This is a genomic window from Saccharomonospora sp., assembly GCF_027317685.1.
GTDB lineage: Bacteria > Actinomycetota > Actinomycetes > Mycobacteriales > Pseudonocardiaceae > Saccharomonospora.
Window position 1 is genome coordinate 17,905 of record NZ_DAHVQP010000078.1, and the last position, 18,496, is coordinate 36,400.

Consider the following 18,496-nt stretch of genomic DNA (forward strand, 5'->3'; position numbering starts at 1 on the left):
CGGTGCGCGCTAGGCTCCTCGCTCGTGACCACGGCTGGCAACACGGCACCGATCACCGTCACCTCGGCCGACGGCCTCGTTCGCGCTGCCATCGACTCAACAGGGCAACTGGTCGGTCTGGAGTTCGCACCGGACACCTTCGAACAAACCGATCCCGCCGAGCTGGCGCGGACCGTTCTGGCCGTCGTACGGGAAGCGAGGAACGAGACCCCGCCCGACATCGACCCGCCGACCCGGCAACTCACGCCGCTGCGTCCGCCGAGGCCGACTCCGAAGCGCGCCCGACGCGCCCGCTAGGTTGAAAAACGGGCTAACTCGTTGCTCACAACCGCAGCACTCTGCCACACCGTTACCCCAAAGCACGGTAAAACACGTGTGAAGACACAGGGGAAAAACTGACCGAGGGGGAAACCGTGCGCCACAGAGTCGAGGTGGCCGACCGGCCCGATGTGCTGTACGCCTTGTGGGACGGTCGAATCTTCCGAGCGAGCCACTCGAGTGCCGACGGAACCGTCCTACTCGTCGTACTCGAGGACGAGGAGGCCCCCGAGGGCTTCGACACCGAGTTCGACGGTAGGCCGGCGAAGGTGGTGTCGCAGCAGGAAGCACCGGCTACCTTCGCCATCCACACCTACTGTCTGTACGACGACGAGCCCTACCGCATCGAGCCGCGCTCCGATGAGGCCGAGCTGACCCTGCGCTGGGCCGGCACCGACGAACGTCTCGCCGAAGAACTGGGTCTGGTCGACTTCAGCACCACCACCGACGACCCGGATTCGCTGACCGCGCTGTGGCAGGAACGCCACGACTTCGCCGACGAGAACACGCCCCGCAGCGAACCGGGTAGCGGCGACGCTCAGCTGTTGTTGCGGGCCATCGGACGCACGCTGCACGGTTTCCTTCCCTCCGGTTGGCAGCGGGTCGCCGCACAGTTCCGCCAGGTCGGCGACTACTCCGAACTCGAGGTCAGGGCGGTGGCCGGTGACGTCATCGTGGCGCTGTCGGCACCTCCGCACCTCGGTCAGTTGTTCTCGCAACTGCGCTCGGCGATGTATTCCGCCGACGAGGGGGCCTGGTTCCAGGGCACGTACACGCTCGATTCCGAGGCCAACTTCGACTTCGACTACGACACCGAGAACGAGCCGTCGTGGCGGTTGGGTCCCGACGGCCGTGAGACGGTCGCGAGTTACGACGCCGAACTGCGGTACTTCCCGAGGAAGCAGGTGCCGCGTTGGCTCGCCGCCAAGGCGGGTCTTCCGCTGGACGTGCGGTTCCGGCAGGCGAAGGTGGTCGACGCGCACGCGCCGGGCGAGAAGCCGGTGGTCAACCGCCCACCGGTGCCGCAGGAGCTGGTTCGCGACATCCTGAACTATCTCTACCGGGCTCCCGTCGTGCACACCAAACCCGGCGCGTTGCCCGACATCTTCGTGCCGGGCCCACCCAACGTGCCCGACGCCTTCCACACCGACGGCACGTGGATCTGGCCCGCCGCCGTACCGCACTACCTGCGTAAATACGGCGTGCCACCCGAGTCTGACCTGCTCGAACACATCAAGGCCAACAACTTTCGCGTGCCCTACGTCGAGCCGCAGCTGCGGGCCACCGCCCAGGCCGACGTGCTCGGCGCTCCACGTCCGCCGCAGACGGTCGACGGCGTGGACGACGATCCGGTGGCTCGCGTCGAGCGGGGTGAGGAACCTCAGCGGCCGCTGAGGGCTTCGGAGGTGCTGCGGGCGCTGCGTGCCCGGTTGGGCGAACACGGTGTGGTCGACAGCGCCTACCGCATCGGCGGGGTCGCCGACGGGGCGTGGTGTCTGCGTCGCACGCCGCGGGGCTGGGAGGTCGCCCGGCACGCCGAGGGCGCTCCCGTCGAGCCGAGGTATTTCCGGCGGGCACAGGACGCCGCCGAGGCACTGTTGGGTGCGTTGCTGCTGTTCCCCGGTCGGGCCCGCACCGGCGTGGCCGACGAGGTCGAAGCGCAGGAGCCCCCGGCTCACGCAACCGACTGGCCGATCCTGCCGTTGCGCGGTGAACCCCCGTTGCCCTTCTACAGGGGCAAACGTTTGCTCACGTTGCCGGCGGGCACGGTGGTGGATCGCTACGGCAACGAGGCGGGCAACCTCGTGCACCCGCAGGACACTCCGTTCGCGGAGACCTCACTGACGTTCGAGCGCGAGTTCGAACGGCACCGTTACCGCGTGGTCAGGCCGATCCGGGTGCTCAGCGGCGTGCTGCGGGCCTGGGGTCCGTTGCCTGGTGGAGCGGTGGGGTACCTGCTGCCTCGGGCGATCGGGCAGCACCTGGAAAGCGGCGCGCTCGAACGGCTGGCCTAAAGGCCCTTTGCGAGCTTCCATAAGGCCCGGCCGGTTTCGGTCGGGCCTTCCTTCCGTGCCCGCCCTACGCGTCGGAGTCGGTGGCGGTCTCAGAGGACTCAGAAGATTCCGGAGCCTCCGGGGACTCCGGCGCGTCCGGCACATCCGGCACATCGATGCCCTGCTCGGTGGCCCACCGGCGTAGTTCGGCCACGGCCTCGTCGTGGCCGAGCGGGCCACGGTCGAGCCGCAGTTCCTTCAGGTGCTTCCAGGCCTTCCCGACGATCGGCCCCGGCTCGACGCCGAGGATGCGCATGATCTCGTTGCCGTCGAGGTCGGGCCGAACCTTCGCGATGTCCTCCTCCTTCTCGATCCGGGCGATGCGCTGTTCGAGGTCGTCGTAGGAGCGCTGCAGCGCGGCGGCCTTGCGCTTGTTGCGGGTGGTGCAGTCGGCGCGGACGAGCTTGTGCAGCTTCGGCAGCAGAGGACCCGCGTCGGTGACGTACCGGCGCACGGCCGAGTCGGTCCACTCGCCCCGCCCGTAGCCGTGGAACCGCAGGTGGAGGAACACGAGCTGGGACACGTCGTTGACGACGTCCTTCGGATAACGCAAAGCACGCAAACGCTTGCGGGCCATCTTCGCGCCCACCACCTCGTGGTGGTGGAAGCTCACGCCACCACCCGGCTCGAAACGCCTCGTCGCGGGCTTACCGATGTCGTGCAGCAGCGCCGCCAGGCGCAACACGAGATCGGGCTCCAGCTTCGGCTCGTGCGCGGTCTCCAGGTCGATCGCCTGTTCCAGCACCGTCAGCGAATGCTGGTAGACGTCCTTGTGCTGGTGGTGCTCGTCGATGGCCAGTCGCATACCCGGCACCTCGGGCAAAACGTGGTCGGCCAGGCCCGTGTCCACCATCAACTCGATGCCCTTGCGCGGGGCTTGCCCGAGGATGAGCTTCGACAACTCGGCCTGGACCCGTTCCGCAGTGATGCGGGTGATCTCGTCGGCCATGTCGGTCATGGCCCGCACGACCCTCGGCGCGGGCTCGAAGCCGAGCTGCGAGACGAACCGGGCCGCCCGCAACATGCGCAGCGGATCGTCGGCGAAGGACTCCTCCGGGGTGGCCGGGGTGTCGAGCGTGCGCCGAGCCAACGCCTCCAGCCCGTTGTACGGGTCGACGAACGACTTGGTGGACAGGTCGACGGCCATGGCGTTGACCGTGAAGTCCCGACGCACCAGGTCGTTCTCGATGGAGTCACCGAACGCGACCTCGGGGTGACGTCCGACACGGTCGTAGCGGTCGGCCCGGAAAGTGGTGAGCTCGCACGTCGTGCCGTGCTTGGCCGCCCCTACGGTGCCGAACTCGATCCCGGTGTCCCACACGGCGTCGGCCCAACCGGAAACGATGCTTTGGATCTGTTCCGGCCGCGCGTCGGTGGTGAAGTCCAAGTCCGTGGACAGCTTGCCGAGCAAAGCGTCCCGTACACTCCCGCCCACGAGGTACAGGCGGTGACCAGCTTGTGAGAACCGCGCGGCGAGTTCGTCGGCGATCGGCGAAACACGCATCAGCTCGGCGACCGCGTTGCGTTTCGCCGCTGTCATCCGCCGCGCGGCGGACGTCTCAGTGTTGCGCTCGTTCACCGTGGTCTGACTGCCCAAGGGTTCCCCTTACTACACGGCTGGATCGACAAGGACACGCCAAGCCAGGGTAAGTGACGCGCTGTTTGCTCTAGCATCGCAGCATGCCTGGATCGGCAGGTCGCTCCGGCGGCCCGAACCCGGAACGTCGGAGGCGGCGCCGGCGTCGAACACGGCTGACGACAGTCAAGGAGACGTCCGCTGGCGGCCTTGTCGTGGACCCCTCCGGACGTCACGCGGTGTTGATCGGCAGGCTGGACCGGCACGGCCACCTGCTGTGGTCCCTGCCGAAAGGACACATCGAGGCCGGTGAGACCACGGAGCAGACCGCGGTGCGTGAGGTGAAGGAGGAGACCGGGATTTCCGCGCACGTGCTGCGAAAGCTCGGCACGATCGACTACTGGTTCGTCGCCGAACGACGTCGGGTGCACAAGACCGTCCATCATTTCCTGCTCGAAGCCGACGGTGGCGAGCTCTCCGACGAGGACGCCGAGGTGACCGAGGTCGCATGGGTACCGCTGACCGAACTCGACTCCAGACTCGCCTACGCGGACGAGCGAAAGTTGGTGCGCAGAGCGCTCAAGCTCCTCGACGCGGACCAAGCGGACCAAGAGGCCGACTGAAGGTTAACGGGAGTTACAAGTCGTGAAGAAACTCAGCGCGTTCGGTCTGGCGCTGCTGTTCCTCGCCGCGCAGGCGTTGTTCGCCGCGGCGGGGCCCGTCGCTCCGTCGGCCTCGGCCCAGCCCTCGGGGCCGCCGAAGCTGCTGCAGGTGCGAATCGAGCACATGACGCCCCGTGTCGTGAGCGCGGGCGATGCGGACCTGGAGATCACCGCCGAGGTCACCAACATCGGCGACCGGCCGATCACCGACATCGTGGCCGCGGTGCAGGTGGGCACACGGCAGAACACGTCGGCACAGTTGGCGCAGACGTTGGTGGAGCCGCCCCCCGCCACGGCCGGTGAGTCGGCGTGGGTCGGGGTGGCCGACCGGCTCGGTAAAGGTGACTCCGCCCAATTGTCGATCACCACACCGCTGGCGCAGCTCGGTCTTCACGAACCGGGCGTGTACCCGCTGTTGCTCAATATCAACGGTACTCCGGCGTACGGGGGCACGGCGCGGCTCGCGGACGTGGACCTGCTGCTTCCCGTACTCGGTTCCTCACCGCCGGGTGCCGGCGCTCCCACCGCCGTGTCGGTGTTGTGGCCTCTGGCGGCGCGCGAGCCCAAGGTGGTGTCGGCGTCGCACGACGGCGGAGTGGTGCTGTCCGACGACGAACTGGCGGGTGAGCTCGCTTCCGGCGGACGGCTGCACTCGCTGGTCGACGCGGCCGAGAGCCAGCGCGGTAACGCGGCGTTGTTCGGTTCGTTGTGCTTCGCGGTCGATCCCGACCTGTTGGAAACGGTGAACGCGATGAGCAAGGGCTACCGCGTCCGCACCGACTCCGGGGTCGTCGAGGGCAAGGGCCGCGAGGACGCCGAACGTTGGCTCGCCGACCTGCGGGCGCTCGTCGCCAACCACTGCGTCGTCGAGCTGCCCTACGCGGGCGCCGATCTGGGTACGTTGGCGCAGGTCCCCTCCGAGATCGATCTTGTGGGTGAGGCCGTCACCAACGACGCCACGATCCTGCACCTACTGAACATCGCGCCCAGGCCCGGAGTGTTGTGGCCGGGAGGGGCACTGAGTCCGTCCGCGCTGCAGAAGGCTGCCGGTGCCGGTGTCACCACTGTGATCACCGCTCCCACGAGCACAGACGGCCAAGGGACGCGGCTGGTGGCGTACGACCCACTGGTCCGGGCCGGTTTCGGACACGCCTCCGCCCGCGGTTCCGGCTCCGCGCGCGCGACGGAACAGCCCGAGGTCGCGACCCAGAACGCCGTCGCGGCCGTAGCCTTCCGAGCGGGTCTCGGCGGCGAGACGACCGAGCGCCCGGTCCTCATGGCACCGCCGCACGACTGGAACGTCACCCATTCCGAGCTCATGAGCATGGTCGACTCACTCGGTCGGCTGCAGCAGGCGGATCTGGTCAATCCGATCCCGCTGGGCGATGTCCTCGATTCGGCCGTGGACACCGGAGCGCAGAGCAGCACCGATCCCGCCGGGATGCCGCAGGGGTCGAGGCCCGGGGGCACGTCGTTACCGGACGAGGTGCTGGAGGAGTTGGCGGAGGTCGAGTCCACCGCCGCCGACCTGCAAAGCGCCATGTCGGTGGACCCCACCCGACAGGTTGAACCCGTCAGCCTGATCCAGCCGCTGCACAACGCCGTGATCCGGGCCACCTCCAGGTCCTGGCGCGACGCCGGTGAGCACCGGGCCGCCGCCGAGGTCGCCCAACGACAGGTGCGGCAGCTGAGCGGCAAGGTCACCGTCAGCACGCCGTCCCAGCCGGTCTCGCTGGCTTCGGCGGCGAGCCCGCTTCCGCTGACCTTGAGCAACGACCTGCCCGTCGAGGTGACGGTCCGCGTCAAACTCGACAACAGTCCGGGATTGCGACCGTCCGAGATCGCGGACACCCTCCTGGCGGCCAACAGCAGGGTGAGCCAGCTCATCCCGGCCGAGACCCTGCGGGCGGGTCGTTTCATAGTGAACGTGTCCCTGAGCACACCCGGTGGGACGAGGCTGGGCCAGACCTCCCGGATGGAGCTGACCTCCAGCGAGTTCGGTGTGGTCACGGTCGTGCTCACCGCCACGGCAGGCGCCGCCCTGGTGCTGCTGTCCGGACGGCGGATATACCGTCGAATCAAGACCCAGGGGGAGGAACGCGGCTGAGCTCAGGCCGCGAATCCGACTACCCTGAATCGACAAAGCGGACCATCGACGGATAGGGCACGTGTTGGACGAGCAGTCGGGCAAGCCGCCCGAACGCGGGAGTGGACCCGCGCGTTCGGAGCGCGTGCCTCCTCGGCGACCCGGGCCTGCGCCGCAAGCGCCCCGGAACCAGGCACCGCGCGACCAGGCACCGCATGACCAGGCGCCCCGGCGGCAACCACCCGAACGTCGGGAGGGGCCTCCGGCCCCGGGCAGGGCACCTCAGCCACCGCCGCGTACCCGGCAGATGCCCTCACCACCCCCGCACGTGCCTCAGGGCGGGCCTTCCACCGGTCCGCATACACCGCCCCCGCCGTCCCAGGCACCTCAGTCACCCCGCCGAGGCTTCCCGGTCGGGCGTGCGCCGCACGGAGCTCCTCCGCAACGTGTGCCGAGCCCGCCATCGCCGACTCCGGCGAGCCCGGCGAGCACACAGTCCCCGCCCGGTCCGCATACACCGCCCCCACCGCCGGGACACGGACCCCAGGACGGGCCCGCGGGGCCGCCTTCCGGGCCTCCCGGGCCGCCCCCGGCTTCCGGTCCCGTCGCACCGCGTCGTGGCCGAGCTCCGCAGCCACGTCGTCAGCCCGTGAGGCCGTGGCGGCAGGAGGCGCAGCGTCGCAGGCCGGTGCCGCCAAGAGACGTCGAACGCACGATCTTCATCCCGCGGGAACAGGGCGTTCCGCCGGGTGTGCGCTGGCCCGCGGCCGATCCGGACGTGCTGCGCCCTTACGACGAGCTCGCGACGCGGATGATGCCGCGGATCTCCGCCGAGCCGATCGGGGAGCGGCTGCCGGAGGTCCAGCTCGACCCGCCGAAGGGAGAGCAGAAGAAGGGTCCGTCTCTGGCCAAGGCCAGCGGTCGCATGGCCATCGCCACACTGACCAGCCGCATCACCGGTTTCGCGTGGAAGGTCATGCTCGCGTGGGTCGCCACGCTCGGCGTGCTCTACGACTCCTTCACCGTCGCCAACACACTGCCGTTGATCATCAACGAGCTGTTGCTCGGCGGCGTGCTCACGAGTGTGGTCGTGCCTTTGCTGGTGCGGTCGCAGGACGACGAGGACGGGGGTGAGGCCTACACCCAAAGACTGCTCACCCTCGCCATCACCGTGCTCGGCATCGGCACGATGGTCTCCACGGCGTGCGCACCGTGGCTCACCGGTCTGTTGATGGACGACAGTGGGGACGCGAACCCGCAGTTGGCCACGTGGTTCGCCTATCTGCTGCTACCCGGCCTGCTGTTCTACGGGTTGTTCGCCGTGCTGTCGGCCATCCTCAACGCCAAGCAGATATTCGGTCCCGCGCAGTGGGCGCCGGTCATCAACAACCTGGTCATCTTCGCCACGATCGCCGCTTTCGCCCTGGTGCCCGGCGATCCGACCATCGTGCCGACCCGCATGACCGACCCGCAGGTTCTCGTGTTGGGCCTCGGTGTGCTCACGGCGATGGTGGCACAGGCGATGTTCCTCGTACCCGCTCTGCGCCGCTCGGGCTTCAAGTTCAAGTGGCGCTTTGGCATCGACGAACGGCTCAAGGAGTTCGGCGGGCTCGCCGCGTGGATTCTCGGCTATGTCGCCGTCAGCCAGATCGGCATGGTGGTGAACACCCGCGTCCTCACGGGCGGCGCGGCCGGTGGGCCCTCGATCTATTCGAACGCGTGGCTGCTGTTCCAGCTGCCCTACGGTGTCATCGGGGTCTCGTTGTTGACCGCGTTGATGCCCAAGATGAGCAGGGCCGCGGCCGACGGCGATCACCGCAAACTCGTCGGCGACCTGTCGTACGGGTCGCGTATCACCACGATCATGCTGATGCCGGTCTCCGCCGTGATGGCGGTGGCGGGGCCATCCATCGGTGTGGCCCTGTTCGCGCTCGGCAAGGGATCGGTCGAGGACGCCGAGCGGCTGGGTCAGGCTCTGGCCGTGTCGACGTTCGGACTGGTGCCGTACGCGCTGGTGATGCTCCAGATGCGCGTGTTCTACGCGATGAAGGACTCGCGCACGCCGACACTGATCATGTGCGTGATGACGGCGGTCAAGATCCCGCTGTTGTACCTCGCCTCGGCCCTTTTGCACCCGACCCACGTGGTACTCGGCGTGATGCTGGTGAACTCGCTGGTCTTCGTGGTGGGCGCTGTCATGGGGCAGGTGTGGTTGTGGGTGAAGCTCGGCAACCTGCGTAGCAAGCGCGTGCTGGGCGTGATCCTGTTCACCGTGGTGGCGAGCGGCCTCGGCGCCCTGGCGGCCGCGCTGGTGGGCATGGTGATCCCGGACTTCCTCGGCGACATCGGCAAGGCATGGGTGACCCTGGTCTGTCAGGGCATCGTCGGTATCGCGGTAGCGTTCGGGGTGCTGATCGCTCTGAAGGTGGACGAGCTCGCGCCCGTAACCCGCCGATTAGCTGGTTTGCTCCGACGCGGCTAACCCACTCGGCACGGATGCCCACGGCCGACGCCTCGGTTCACGTACCCTCGTTCCTGACACTGGTGAGGCGAATCGCAGGGGGAGGGCGGCCGAGTGGGCACCCGTACACACGGTGGATCGCTGGCACCCGGCGGAGTCGTCGGCGACGGCCGCTACCGGCTGCTCGCGCAGTTCGGTATCGATGAGCGTGGTGGTGCTCACCTGTGGCGGGCTCGTGACGGACAGCTTCGCAGAGACGTCGCCCTGACCATACTCGTCGGTGATCCAGCCGACGTGGAGGCCGCGCGCCAAGGCAGAAGGACCCTTGAGCGGGCGGCACACGCGGCCAAGTTCACCCACCCCAGTGTCGCCAAGGTGCTGGACGTCCTGACGCTCGGCAACGGCATCAGTTCCAGCGAGGGGCTGCTCGGCATCGTCGTGTCTGAGTGGACCAAGGGCAGCGACCTCATCGACCTCATCAACGAGAAGCGCATCGCCCCCAGCGCCGCGGCCCGGATGGTCCAGGCGCTGGCCGAGCCCGTGGAGCGTGCTCATCAGTCCGGGCTCGTGCTCGGTCTCGACCACCCGCAACGGTTGCGGGTCACTCCGGACGGCAGGTTGCGTCTCGCGTTTCCCGGTCCGCTGCCGAACGCCACGCTGCGCGACGACGTCAAGGCCCTCGGAGGGGTGCTGTACCTGCTGCTCACCGGGCGGTGGGCACTGCCCGGCGGTCCGCCGGCGCTGCGCACGGCTCCCCGAACCCCGACCGGCGAACTCGTTCCGCCGCACGAGTTGGAACCCGCGGTACCGCGCGAGCTGTCGAAACTCGCCGTACGCATCGTCTCCGACGGCGAGCACGGGGGTATTCGCACCAGCTCCGCCATCGTGCGCATGCTCGGCAACGTCGCCGAGGCGGAGGAACGCAAGCGCAAGCCCGCCGAGAACGTCGATCCCGACGGCACGGTGTGGACCACCAAGAAACCGGTCAAGGACGCTCGGCGGCGACGCAGACTCGCGCTCGGCGTGAGCGCGCTCGTGATCGCGGCCGTGGCGGTACTCGCCTGGGTGGGCATGATGGCCATCAGCTTCTTCCAGGACGACGCCCCCTCGGGTCCCGCGGTGAACCTCGCCGAGGAGACGAGCCAGCAACAGCAAGCGGAACAGCCGCAAGCCGACGACTCGGGCGAGGGCGGCTCGGTCGGCGCCGCCGTCTCGCCCTCGGAGGTCACCGTCTACAACCCTGAGGGCGAGGGGGACAGTGTGGCCGAGGCCCCCAACGCCGTGGACGGCGACGAATCGACCACCTGGCGGACCGACCAGTACCAGCAGCAGTTCCCGGCGTTCAAATCCGGTGTCGGGCTGATCGCGGCCTTCGACGAGCCGATCGACCTCGCTCAAGTGGACATCGTCGCCGACAGCCCCGGCACCGAGGTCGAGATCCGGGTGGCCGATTCGGCTCAGCCCGTGCTGTCGGAGACTCGGACCGTGGCATCGGGCACGTTGGAGGGCCAACGCACGGAACTGACGCTCGGCGAACCGACCTCCGCCCAGTACGTCCTCGTGTGGATCACGGCGTTGTCGGGCGAGGCACCCCAACTCCAGTCGCAGCTTGCGGAAGTATCGTTTCTTCCTTCGGAATGACACCGGCTCGTTGACGGCCGGGCAATGAGGTCCGGCGAACAGCACGTCACAGGCTTAGTACGCTCTGCCGAGTGACCGCAGCAGCGCCCACGGATGCTGATCTCATAGCCGCCCACGCGGCCGGAGATCCTCATGCGTTCAACGAGCTCGTCCGACGACATCGGGACCGGATGTGGGCCGTAGCCCTGCGTACGGTCCGTGACCCCGAGGAGGCGGCCGACGCGCTGCAGGACGCGTTCATCTCCGCCTTCCGCGCCGCCTCCAATTTTCGTGCCGAATCACAGGTGACGACGTGGTTGCACCGGATCGTCGTCAACGCCTGTCTCGATCGGGTACGACGTAGGCAGAGCCGGCCGACGGTGCCGTTGGCCGACACCTCGCACCAGGAGCCCGCGGTACCTCGCGATTCGATGGCGGAGCGGGAAACCCGGTTGGTCATCAAACAGGCGCTCCAGCAGTTACCGGAAGAACAACGGGTACCGATCGTGTTGGTCGACGTGGAGGGGTACTCCGTCGCCGAGACGGCACAACTACTGGGCATCGCGGAAGGAACTGTGAAGAGTCGGTGCGCGCGCGGGCGAGCCAAGCTCGCGAAACTTCTTGGTTATCTGCGGAACCCCAGCATCGAAAGTGACGTCCCAACTCACGAAAGCAAACGCGGGGAGGGACGATGACGGACGAACGCAGGGGGCATGGCGAGGCCGTCGGCCCTCCATGGTCTGTCGACGTGCTCGCCGACCTACACGCCGGGGTGTTGGACGAGCAGGAATCGGCCGAGCTGTGGCCGCGGGTGAACGCCGACCCCGAGGCTCGGGCGATCATCGAGGCGTTGGAATCGACCAAGGCCGACCTCTCCGGATTCGCCGCGCTGGACGCCGAGCCCATGCCGGCCGAAGTGGCCGATCGGATCGACGCCGCGTTGGAACAGCAACGGCGGGCCCTGCAGCAGGCATCCCCTCCTCCAGCTCAACCGGCACCACCGCGACAGGAGGCGTCACAGGGCTCGAACGTCGTGAGCCTCGACGCGGCCCGCGCCAGGCGTAACAAGCGCCTCGGCTGGGGCCTGGGGCTGTTGACCGCGGCGGCCGTCGTGATCGCAGCCGCAGTCGTGGTCGTACCGAACATGTCGAGCACCTCAGACACTCCTGAGCTGGCCGAACCGGCGGTTCCTCAGTCCTCCCAAGCCGGTGGAACGCCTCCATTGGCTGTGAACAGCTCCGACCTCGGCGCCGCGATCGGTGAGGTCAGCAATGTCCGTGACTACGGTCCGTTGAAGGACGAGCAGCGTCTCGACGCGTGTCTCGCCGCGAACGGCATCGATCCCGCCGTGAAACCGGTGGGTTTTCGACCCGTCACCATCGACGGTCAGGAAGCCGTGCTGGTGCTGCTCACCACGGGAAAGCTGAGTGAACTGCGGATGTTGGCGCTCGCCCCGGGCTGTGGCCCCGACAACCCGGGCCTGCTGATGGACGAGACCGTCGGCGGGCAGAGCTGAATCTCACGTGTGTTCTTCTTCTGAAACGCCGCCGGGAACAGTCACGCCTACGATGCTGTTGACCAGGGTGAGCAGCGTTGTCGAAGCGGAGGGCGCAGGTGAGCGAAGACATTCGAAACCTCATCATCGTGGGGTCCGGACCCGCGGGGTACACGGCGGCGATCTACGCCGCGCGAGCCCAGCTCGAACCACTGGTGTTCGAGGGCACACAGTTCGGGGGTGCGTTGATGACCACCACCGAAGTGGAGAACTACCCCGGCTTCCGATCCGGCATCCAGGGCCCGGATCTCATGCAGGAGATGAGGGAGCAGGCCAAGGTCTTCGGCGCGGACCTGCGGCAGGAGGACGTCGAGGAGCTGGAGCTGACCGGCCCGGTCAAGTACGTCACGGCTCACGGCAAGCGCTACGCAGCTCACGCCGTGGTCCTCGCGATGGGGGCCGCGGCCCGTCACCTGCATGTTCCCGGTGAGCAGAAGCTGATGGGCCGTGGTGTGTCGTCGTGCGCCACCTGCGACGGGTTCTTCTTCCGCGACCAGGACATCGCCGTCGTCGGTGGTGGTGACTCGGCGATGGAGGAAGCGACCTTCCTCACGAAGTTCGCGCGCAGCGTCACCATCATCCACCGACGTGACGAGTTCCGTGCCTCGAAGATCATGTTGGAGCGAGCCCGCGCCAACGAGAAGATCAAGTGGAAGTTGAACTCCGAGGTCGTCGAGGTGCTCGGTGACGACAAGGTGAGCGGGCTCAAGCTGCGTGACACCGTGACGGGCGAGGAGTCCACGCTGGACGTCACGGGTTTCTTCCTGGCCATCGGTCACGACCCACGCAGCGAACTCGTGCGTGGACAGGTCGACACCGACGACGACGGTTACGTGCTGACCAGGGGCCGCGGCTCCCACACGAACCTCGACGGTGTCTTCGCCGCGGGCGACCTGGTGGACCGTACCTACCGCCAGGCGATCACGGCGGCGGGTTCGGGCTGCTCCGCCGCGATCGACGCGGAACGCTGGCTCGCCGAGAACGCCGCTGTCGCGGAGGCGAGCGAGAGCTCCGAACTCGTGGGCGGCGGGTACGCCGCTCGCGCCAACTGACTACCCGGTCGAACCACTATCAGGAGAGAAGATGACGAACACCGTTGAGGTGACCGACTCCAACTTCGCCGACGAGGTGCTGGCGCACGACAAGCCGGTTCTCGTCGACTTCTGGGCAACGTGGTGCGGGCCGTGCAGGATGGTCGCGCCCGTGCTGGAGGAGATCGCCGCCGAACACGGGGACAAGCTGCGGATCGCGAAGCTCGACACCGACGCCAACCCCAACACGGCCAGGGACTACCAGGTCATGTCGATCCCGACCATGATCCTGTTCCAGGAGGGCAAGCCGGTGAAGCAGATCGTCGGCGCCAAGCCGAAGGCCGCTTTGCTGAACGACCTCGCCGACGTGCTGCAGTAAGACCGAGGCGAGATCCAAAAGCCGAAGAAAAGACCCGGGATGCGCAACATTCGTGGCGCGTCTCGGGTTTCTTTTCGTTAGGCCATCCGGGTAGGTGACGAAGCGGACGAGCCCTCCGTCCTCACGTTCCGTCGGCACGGCACAATAGAGGTTGCAGGCCCCCGGCCGACGAAGAGTTCCCATACCCACGAGCAGCGCACTAGGTGCCCAAGGAATAGCGAGGAGTGCATGCGGGTACTCCGCCGCGGCGACACCGGACCGGAAGTCGCCGAGATCAGGTCCATGCTCTCGGCTCTGGATCTTCTTCCTCCCAAGGAGGAGGCCAATGGACACGGATCGTTCTTCGACCTGGAGGTCGAACACGCGGTCCGTGCCTTCCAGCAGCAGCGCGGGTTGATTACCGATGGGGTGGTCGGACCAGCCACCTACCGGGCGCTGCGGGGCTCGACCTATCACCTCGGTAGCAGGCCGTTGGCGTATTCCATCTCGTCGCCCGTGCACGGTGACGACGTGTTCGCGTTGCAGGAGCGGCTGACCGAACTCGGATACGACGCAGGGAGGCCGGACGGTGGTTTCGGCCCACAGACCGAGCGGGCGTTGAAGAACTTTCAGCGCGACTACGGGCTGGTGGTGGACGGCATCTGTGGTCCGGCGACCGTGCGGGCGTTGCGGCAATTGTCGCCGCGCGCGCGTGGTGGCCGGCCGGTGTTCCTACGGGAACAGGAGCATCTGCGCAGGTCGGGTCCGAGGCTTCGGGGTAAACGTATCGTCATCGACCCCGGTCACGGTGGTCCCGACCTCGGCGTGTCGGTGGCCGGAGTGAACGAGTCGGACATCGCCTGGGATCTGACGCGCAGGCTGGAGGGCCGGATGAAGGCCACCGGCATGGAAGCGCTGATCTCGCGCGGACCGGACCACAGCCCCTCGGAGCTGCAGCGGGCTCAGTTCGCCAACGACGCCGGTGCGGACCTGTTTTTGTCGCTGCACTGTGACGGCAACCGCTCTCCACACGCGCAGGGGGTGGCCAGTTTCCACTTCGGTACGGGTAACGGCACCACCTCCACGGTGGGTGAGCTGTTGGCCGGATACATCCAGCGCGAGCTCGCCGCCCGAACGGGCATGCTCGACTGCCGTACTCATCCGAAGACGTGGGACATCTTCACGCGAACTCGGTGCCCCGCGGTTCGGGTGGAGATCGGTTACCTCACCAACGAGGAGGACCGCCGGAGGTTGTCCGACCCGGCGTTCCGTGACGTGGTGGCCGAGGGCATCCTCATCGCGGTCAAACGTCTGTACCTGCTCGGCGAGAACGACCAGCCGACGGGTACGTTCACCTTCGCCGACGTTCTGGCGCACGAACTCCTCACAACGGAGTAATAGGAGCAGTTATCCACCCACGAGCGGGGAAAACTGTGGATATCTCAGCGACTTGTGCACAGGTCTGTGGATAACTCCGCCAAGTTATCCACAGACCTGTGGATAACTTTGTCGTTGTGGCCTTGGTTTGTGACGGCCGCTACGCCTGCACGATGCTCGACTCGGCCGTCGTCACGCTGACTTGTCCCAGAAGTTTCTCCAACGCTACCTCGACGTCGGCCTTCCACGAGATTCCCGAACGCAGTTCCAGCCGCAACCGTGGCCACCGGTGGTGCGGCCGCACCGTCTTGAACCCCACGCTGCGCAAAAACGCCGCGGGCACGACACAGATGTGCTCGTCGTCCTCGGTTTCCGGCTGCTCGTCCCCGAACGCCTCGACAGCCTGCACACCACGACCCGTGAGATCGGCGACCACGGCCTGCACCAAGGCACGGCCGAGCCCGCTGCCCCGGAATTCCGGCAACACGTAGAACGACGTCAGCAACACCGCGTCCGCACTGGGCGGCGAGGTGGGAAACGCTCCTGCTCTCGGCACGGCGTTCGGTGGCGCGTAGAGCGCGAACCCCACCAGAACATCGCCGCTGTAGACGAGGCGACCGCACGAGCCCCACTCCAACAGCACCGAGGACACCCAGGCTTCCTTCTCCAGTTCGGTCTCGCCGAACTGCTCCGCCTGTTCCTTCAGGTGTGGAGCAACTTCCCAGTAAACGCACCGGCGGCAGCTCAAGGGGAGCTGCTCCAGGTTGTCCAGCGTGACGCCCACCACGCGTCGTGACACCGAACCTCCCCTAACGAAGAATCTCGCCTGCGGACAAACCGGCGCGTATGGCAACGTAGACCGCCGAAAGCCCCGCATGAGCATATGGGGCTGTGAGAAGCCCCGCCAAGCCCCCAGATCACCGAGGGACTGAAGCTACACTCAGGTCACACCTTCAGCGCAGAAAAACCGACGACGAACAACGTGCTTCCTTGGTGAAGCGGAAGCGAAGTGTGTGATGACTTCCTCGCAATCTCCGCAACCGGCGCAGCATCGGCCGGGTTCCGAGCCGGGTCGGCAGAAACTCGACCCCCACATCGACCGTTATGCCGCCCGCACCGCAGGCATGACGGCATCGGAGATCCGAGCGTTGTTCGCGGTAGCGAGCCGCCCCGAGGTCGTGTCGTTGGCCGGTGGTATGCCGAACCTCGCGGCCCTGCCGTTGGACTCGCTGTCGGCGCAGATGGCGGAGCTCGTCGCCGAGGACGGACTCGTCGCTCTCCAGTACGGCTCTGCCCAGGGGGTGCCCGCGCTGCGGGAGCAGATCTGCGAGGTGATGGCCATGGAAGGCATCACCGCGCACCCTGACGACATCGTCGTCACCGTCGGCTCCCAGATGGGGCTGGACATGGTGACGCGTCTGTTCTGCGACCCCGGCGATGTCGTCATCGCGGAAGGCCCGTCGTACGTCGGCGCGCTCGGTTCCTTCGCCGCCTACCAGGCACAGGTGGTACACGTCACCATGGACGACGACGGCCTGGTGCCCGAGGCGTTGCGTGAGGCACTCGCCCAGGCCAACCAGCAGGGCAAACGGGTCAAGTGCCTCTACACCATCCCGAACTTCCACAACCCCGCGGGCGTGACGCTGTCCGTGGAACGTCGGGCCGAGATCGTGGAGATCTGCGCCGAGAACGACGTGCTCATCATCGAGGACAACCCGTACGGCCTGCTCGGCTTCGACGGGCAGACCTACCCATCGCTGCGTTCCCTGGACCCGGACAACGTCGTGTACCTGGGGTCGTTCTCCAAGACGTTCGCCTCCGGCCTGCGCGTCGGATGGGTGCTCGCGCCGCACGCGGTGCGAGAGAAGCTCGTGCTGGCCGCCGAGTCCGCGACGCTGTGCCCACCGACGTTGAACCAGTTGGTCGTGTCGAAGTACCTCGCCACCCACGACTGGAAGGGCCAGATCAAGACCTTCCGGGAGAACTACCGGGAACGGCGCGACGCCATGCTGTCGGCGTTGGAGCAGCACCTGCCGGCGGGATGCACGTGGACGCAGCCTGAAGGTGGTTTCTACGTGTGGGTCACCGTCCCCGAGGGCGTCGACACCAAGGCCATGCTGCCCCGGGCCGTGACGGCACGGGTCGCGTACGCCTCCGGCACCGGCTTCTACGCCGACGGCCTGGGCAGCCGCCAGATGCGGTTGTCCTACTGCTATCCCACACCCGAACGCATTCGCGAGGGTGTTCGCCGACTCGCCGGTGTGCTGGAATCCGAGATGGAGCTCATGCGCACCTTCGGTAGCGTCACCAGCCGCGCGGTGTCCGGACCCCAGTTCCCCGGCCCCGACACCGCGTGAGTCACGAACCCACCCTTTACTCGTTTCTTCGCAAAAGCACGTCCCATAACCGGTGAGGAGCCCGCGTTGGCCGAAGGTACTGTCGCTGTTCTCGCAGGTGGTCTGTCCCACGAGCGGGATGTCTCGCTGCGATCGGGCCGTCGACTCTCCGTGGCGTTGCGCGACCAGGGCCTCACGGTGCAGGAATGGGACACCGACGCGGGGCTGCTCGACCGGTTGAAGACCGAGAAACCGGACGCCGCCGTCGTCGCGTTGCACGGAGGAGAAGGCGAGAACGGCTCGATCCAGACCGTACTGGAGATGTCGGGGGTGCCGTTCGTCGGCACGAGTTCACGTGGCTGCCGCCGGGCGTGGGACAAGCCGATCGCCAAGGCACTGATCGCCGAAGCGGGCTTTTCCACGCCTGATTGGGTGTCGCTGCCACACAGCACGTTCCGGGAGCTGGGTGCACAGCCGGTGCTCGACGCGATGGTCGAGCGCCTGGGTCTTCCTCTGATCCTCAAACCCGACCAGGGTGGCTCGGCGCTCGGCGCCCAGGTGGTTCGGGACGCGGCGGATCTTCCCGCCGCGATGGTTGGTTGCTTCGCGTACGGCGATACGGTGCTCGCCGAACGATTCGTGGACGGCGTCGAGGTGGCGGTGACCGTGATCGAGCGCGAAGACGGTCCGGAGGCGCTGCCCGCGGTGGAAATCGTCCCGGAAGGCGGCGTCTACGACTACACAGCGCGTTACACCGCTGGACTCACCGATTTCTTCGCGCCGGCTCGGTTGTCGGAGGAAGTGGCCAAGGCGGTGAGTGATCTCGCGGTGGGTGCTCACACGCTGCTGGGCCTGCGCGACATCTCACGTACCGACGCGGTCGTCGCCTCTGATGGCACCGTGTATTTCCTGGAGGTCAATTCCTCGCCGGGACTCACCGAGACGTCCACGGTGCCGATGGCGTTGGAGGCTGCGGGCACCTCGCTCGGCGCAGTGTTCACCGATCTGGTGCAGCGCGCGGTTCGCCGGGGCAGTTGATCGGTCGCGGTGGAAGCCCACCAC

At 67.3% G+C, this 18,496-nt stretch carries 15 protein-coding genes; 13 read left to right on the forward strand and 2 right to left on the reverse strand.

The window, feature by feature from the left end:
- Positions 1-24: 24 nt before the first annotated feature.
- On the forward strand, positions 25-297 hold the full coding sequence (locus tag M7H19_RS09145; RefSeq protein ID WP_298179585.1) for a YbaB/EbfC family nucleoid-associated protein: 273 nt from the start codon (positions 25-27) through the stop codon (positions 295-297).
- A gap of 116 nt (positions 298-413) precedes the next feature.
- Positions 414-2,333 (forward strand): TNT domain-containing protein, encoded by a 1,920-nt coding sequence (locus tag M7H19_RS09150; RefSeq protein ID WP_298179588.1) that lies wholly within the window; start codon positions 414-416, stop codon positions 2,331-2,333.
- Between the two features lie 64 nt (positions 2,334-2,397).
- Here M7H19_RS09150 and M7H19_RS09155 read toward each other — a convergent pair whose 3' ends face one another.
- Entirely contained in the window at positions 2,398-3,912 is a 1,515-nt protein-coding gene (locus M7H19_RS09155) for a CCA tRNA nucleotidyltransferase (RefSeq protein ID WP_298179659.1), read from the reverse strand.
- A gap of 140 nt (positions 3,913-4,052) precedes the next feature.
- Here M7H19_RS09155 and M7H19_RS09160 point away from each other — a divergent pair, with 140 nt between their 5' ends.
- The 9 genes from M7H19_RS09160 (at position 4,053) to M7H19_RS09200 (ending at position 15,119) form a co-directional block, all read left to right on the forward strand.
- Positions 4,053-4,571: an NUDIX hydrolase gene (locus M7H19_RS09160; protein ID WP_298179591.1), complete on the forward strand. Its 519-nt coding sequence runs from the start codon at positions 4,053-4,055 to the stop codon at positions 4,569-4,571.
- Positions 4,572-4,593: 22 nt separating this feature from the next.
- A complete protein-coding gene (locus M7H19_RS09165) occupies positions 4,594-6,717 on the forward strand; it encodes a DUF6049 family protein (protein ID WP_298179594.1) in 2,124 nt (707 codons plus the stop codon).
- Positions 6,718-7,345: 628 nt separating this feature from the next.
- The gene (gene murJ / locus M7H19_RS09170) at positions 7,346-9,178 is read left to right on the forward strand and encodes a murein biosynthesis integral membrane protein MurJ (RefSeq protein ID WP_298179597.1); all 1,833 of its coding nucleotides are present in this window, start codon (positions 7,346-7,348) and stop codon (positions 9,176-9,178) included.
- Between the two features lie 93 nt (positions 9,179-9,271).
- On the forward strand, positions 9,272-10,798 hold the full coding sequence (locus M7H19_RS09175) for a protein kinase family protein (protein WP_298179600.1): 1,527 nt from the start codon (positions 9,272-9,274) through the stop codon (positions 10,796-10,798).
- Positions 10,799-10,869: 71 nt separating this feature from the next.
- Positions 10,870-11,472 carry an RNA polymerase sigma factor SigM gene (gene sigM, locus M7H19_RS09180; RefSeq protein ID WP_298179603.1) on the forward strand — a complete coding sequence of 201 codons (603 nt, stop codon included), beginning with the start codon at positions 10,870-10,872 and terminating at the stop codon, positions 11,470-11,472.
- The gene (locus tag M7H19_RS09185; RefSeq protein ID WP_298179605.1) at positions 11,469-12,293 is read left to right on the forward strand and encodes a hypothetical protein; all 825 of its coding nucleotides are present in this window, start codon (positions 11,469-11,471) and stop codon (positions 12,291-12,293) included. Before sigM ends, M7H19_RS09185 begins: the two co-directional genes overlap by 4 nt.
- Positions 12,294-12,391: 98 nt before the next feature.
- The gene (trxB, locus tag M7H19_RS09190; protein ID WP_298179608.1) at positions 12,392-13,384 is read left to right on the forward strand and encodes a thioredoxin-disulfide reductase; all 993 of its coding nucleotides are present in this window, start codon (positions 12,392-12,394) and stop codon (positions 13,382-13,384) included.
- A gap of 31 nt (positions 13,385-13,415) precedes the next feature.
- Positions 13,416-13,742: a thioredoxin gene (gene trxA, locus M7H19_RS09195; RefSeq protein ID WP_298179610.1), complete on the forward strand. Its 327-nt coding sequence runs from the start codon at positions 13,416-13,418 to the stop codon at positions 13,740-13,742.
- Between the two features lie 228 nt (positions 13,743-13,970).
- Positions 13,971-15,119, forward strand: coding sequence for an N-acetylmuramoyl-L-alanine amidase (locus tag M7H19_RS09200; RefSeq protein WP_298179612.1), 1,149 nt, complete (start codon positions 13,971-13,973; stop codon positions 15,117-15,119).
- Positions 15,120-15,258: 139 nt separating this feature from the next.
- On the opposite strand, the gene M7H19_RS09205 is transcribed toward M7H19_RS09200, so the two are convergent.
- Complete coding sequence (locus tag M7H19_RS09205) at positions 15,259-15,897, reverse strand: GNAT family N-acetyltransferase (RefSeq protein ID WP_298179614.1); 639 nt, start codon at positions 15,895-15,897, stop codon at positions 15,259-15,261.
- A gap of 217 nt (positions 15,898-16,114) precedes the next feature.
- On the opposite strand from M7H19_RS09205, the gene M7H19_RS09210 reads away from it, so the two are divergent.
- Positions 16,115-17,455 carry a PLP-dependent aminotransferase family protein gene (locus M7H19_RS09210; RefSeq protein WP_298179617.1) on the forward strand — a complete coding sequence of 447 codons (1,341 nt, stop codon included), beginning with the start codon at positions 16,115-16,117 and terminating at the stop codon, positions 17,453-17,455.
- 66 nt (positions 17,456-17,521) lie between these two features.
- Positions 17,522-18,472 carry a D-alanine--D-alanine ligase gene (locus M7H19_RS09215; RefSeq protein WP_298179619.1) on the forward strand — a complete coding sequence of 317 codons (951 nt, stop codon included), beginning with the start codon at positions 17,522-17,524 and terminating at the stop codon, positions 18,470-18,472.
- Positions 18,473-18,496 lie beyond the last annotated feature (24 nt).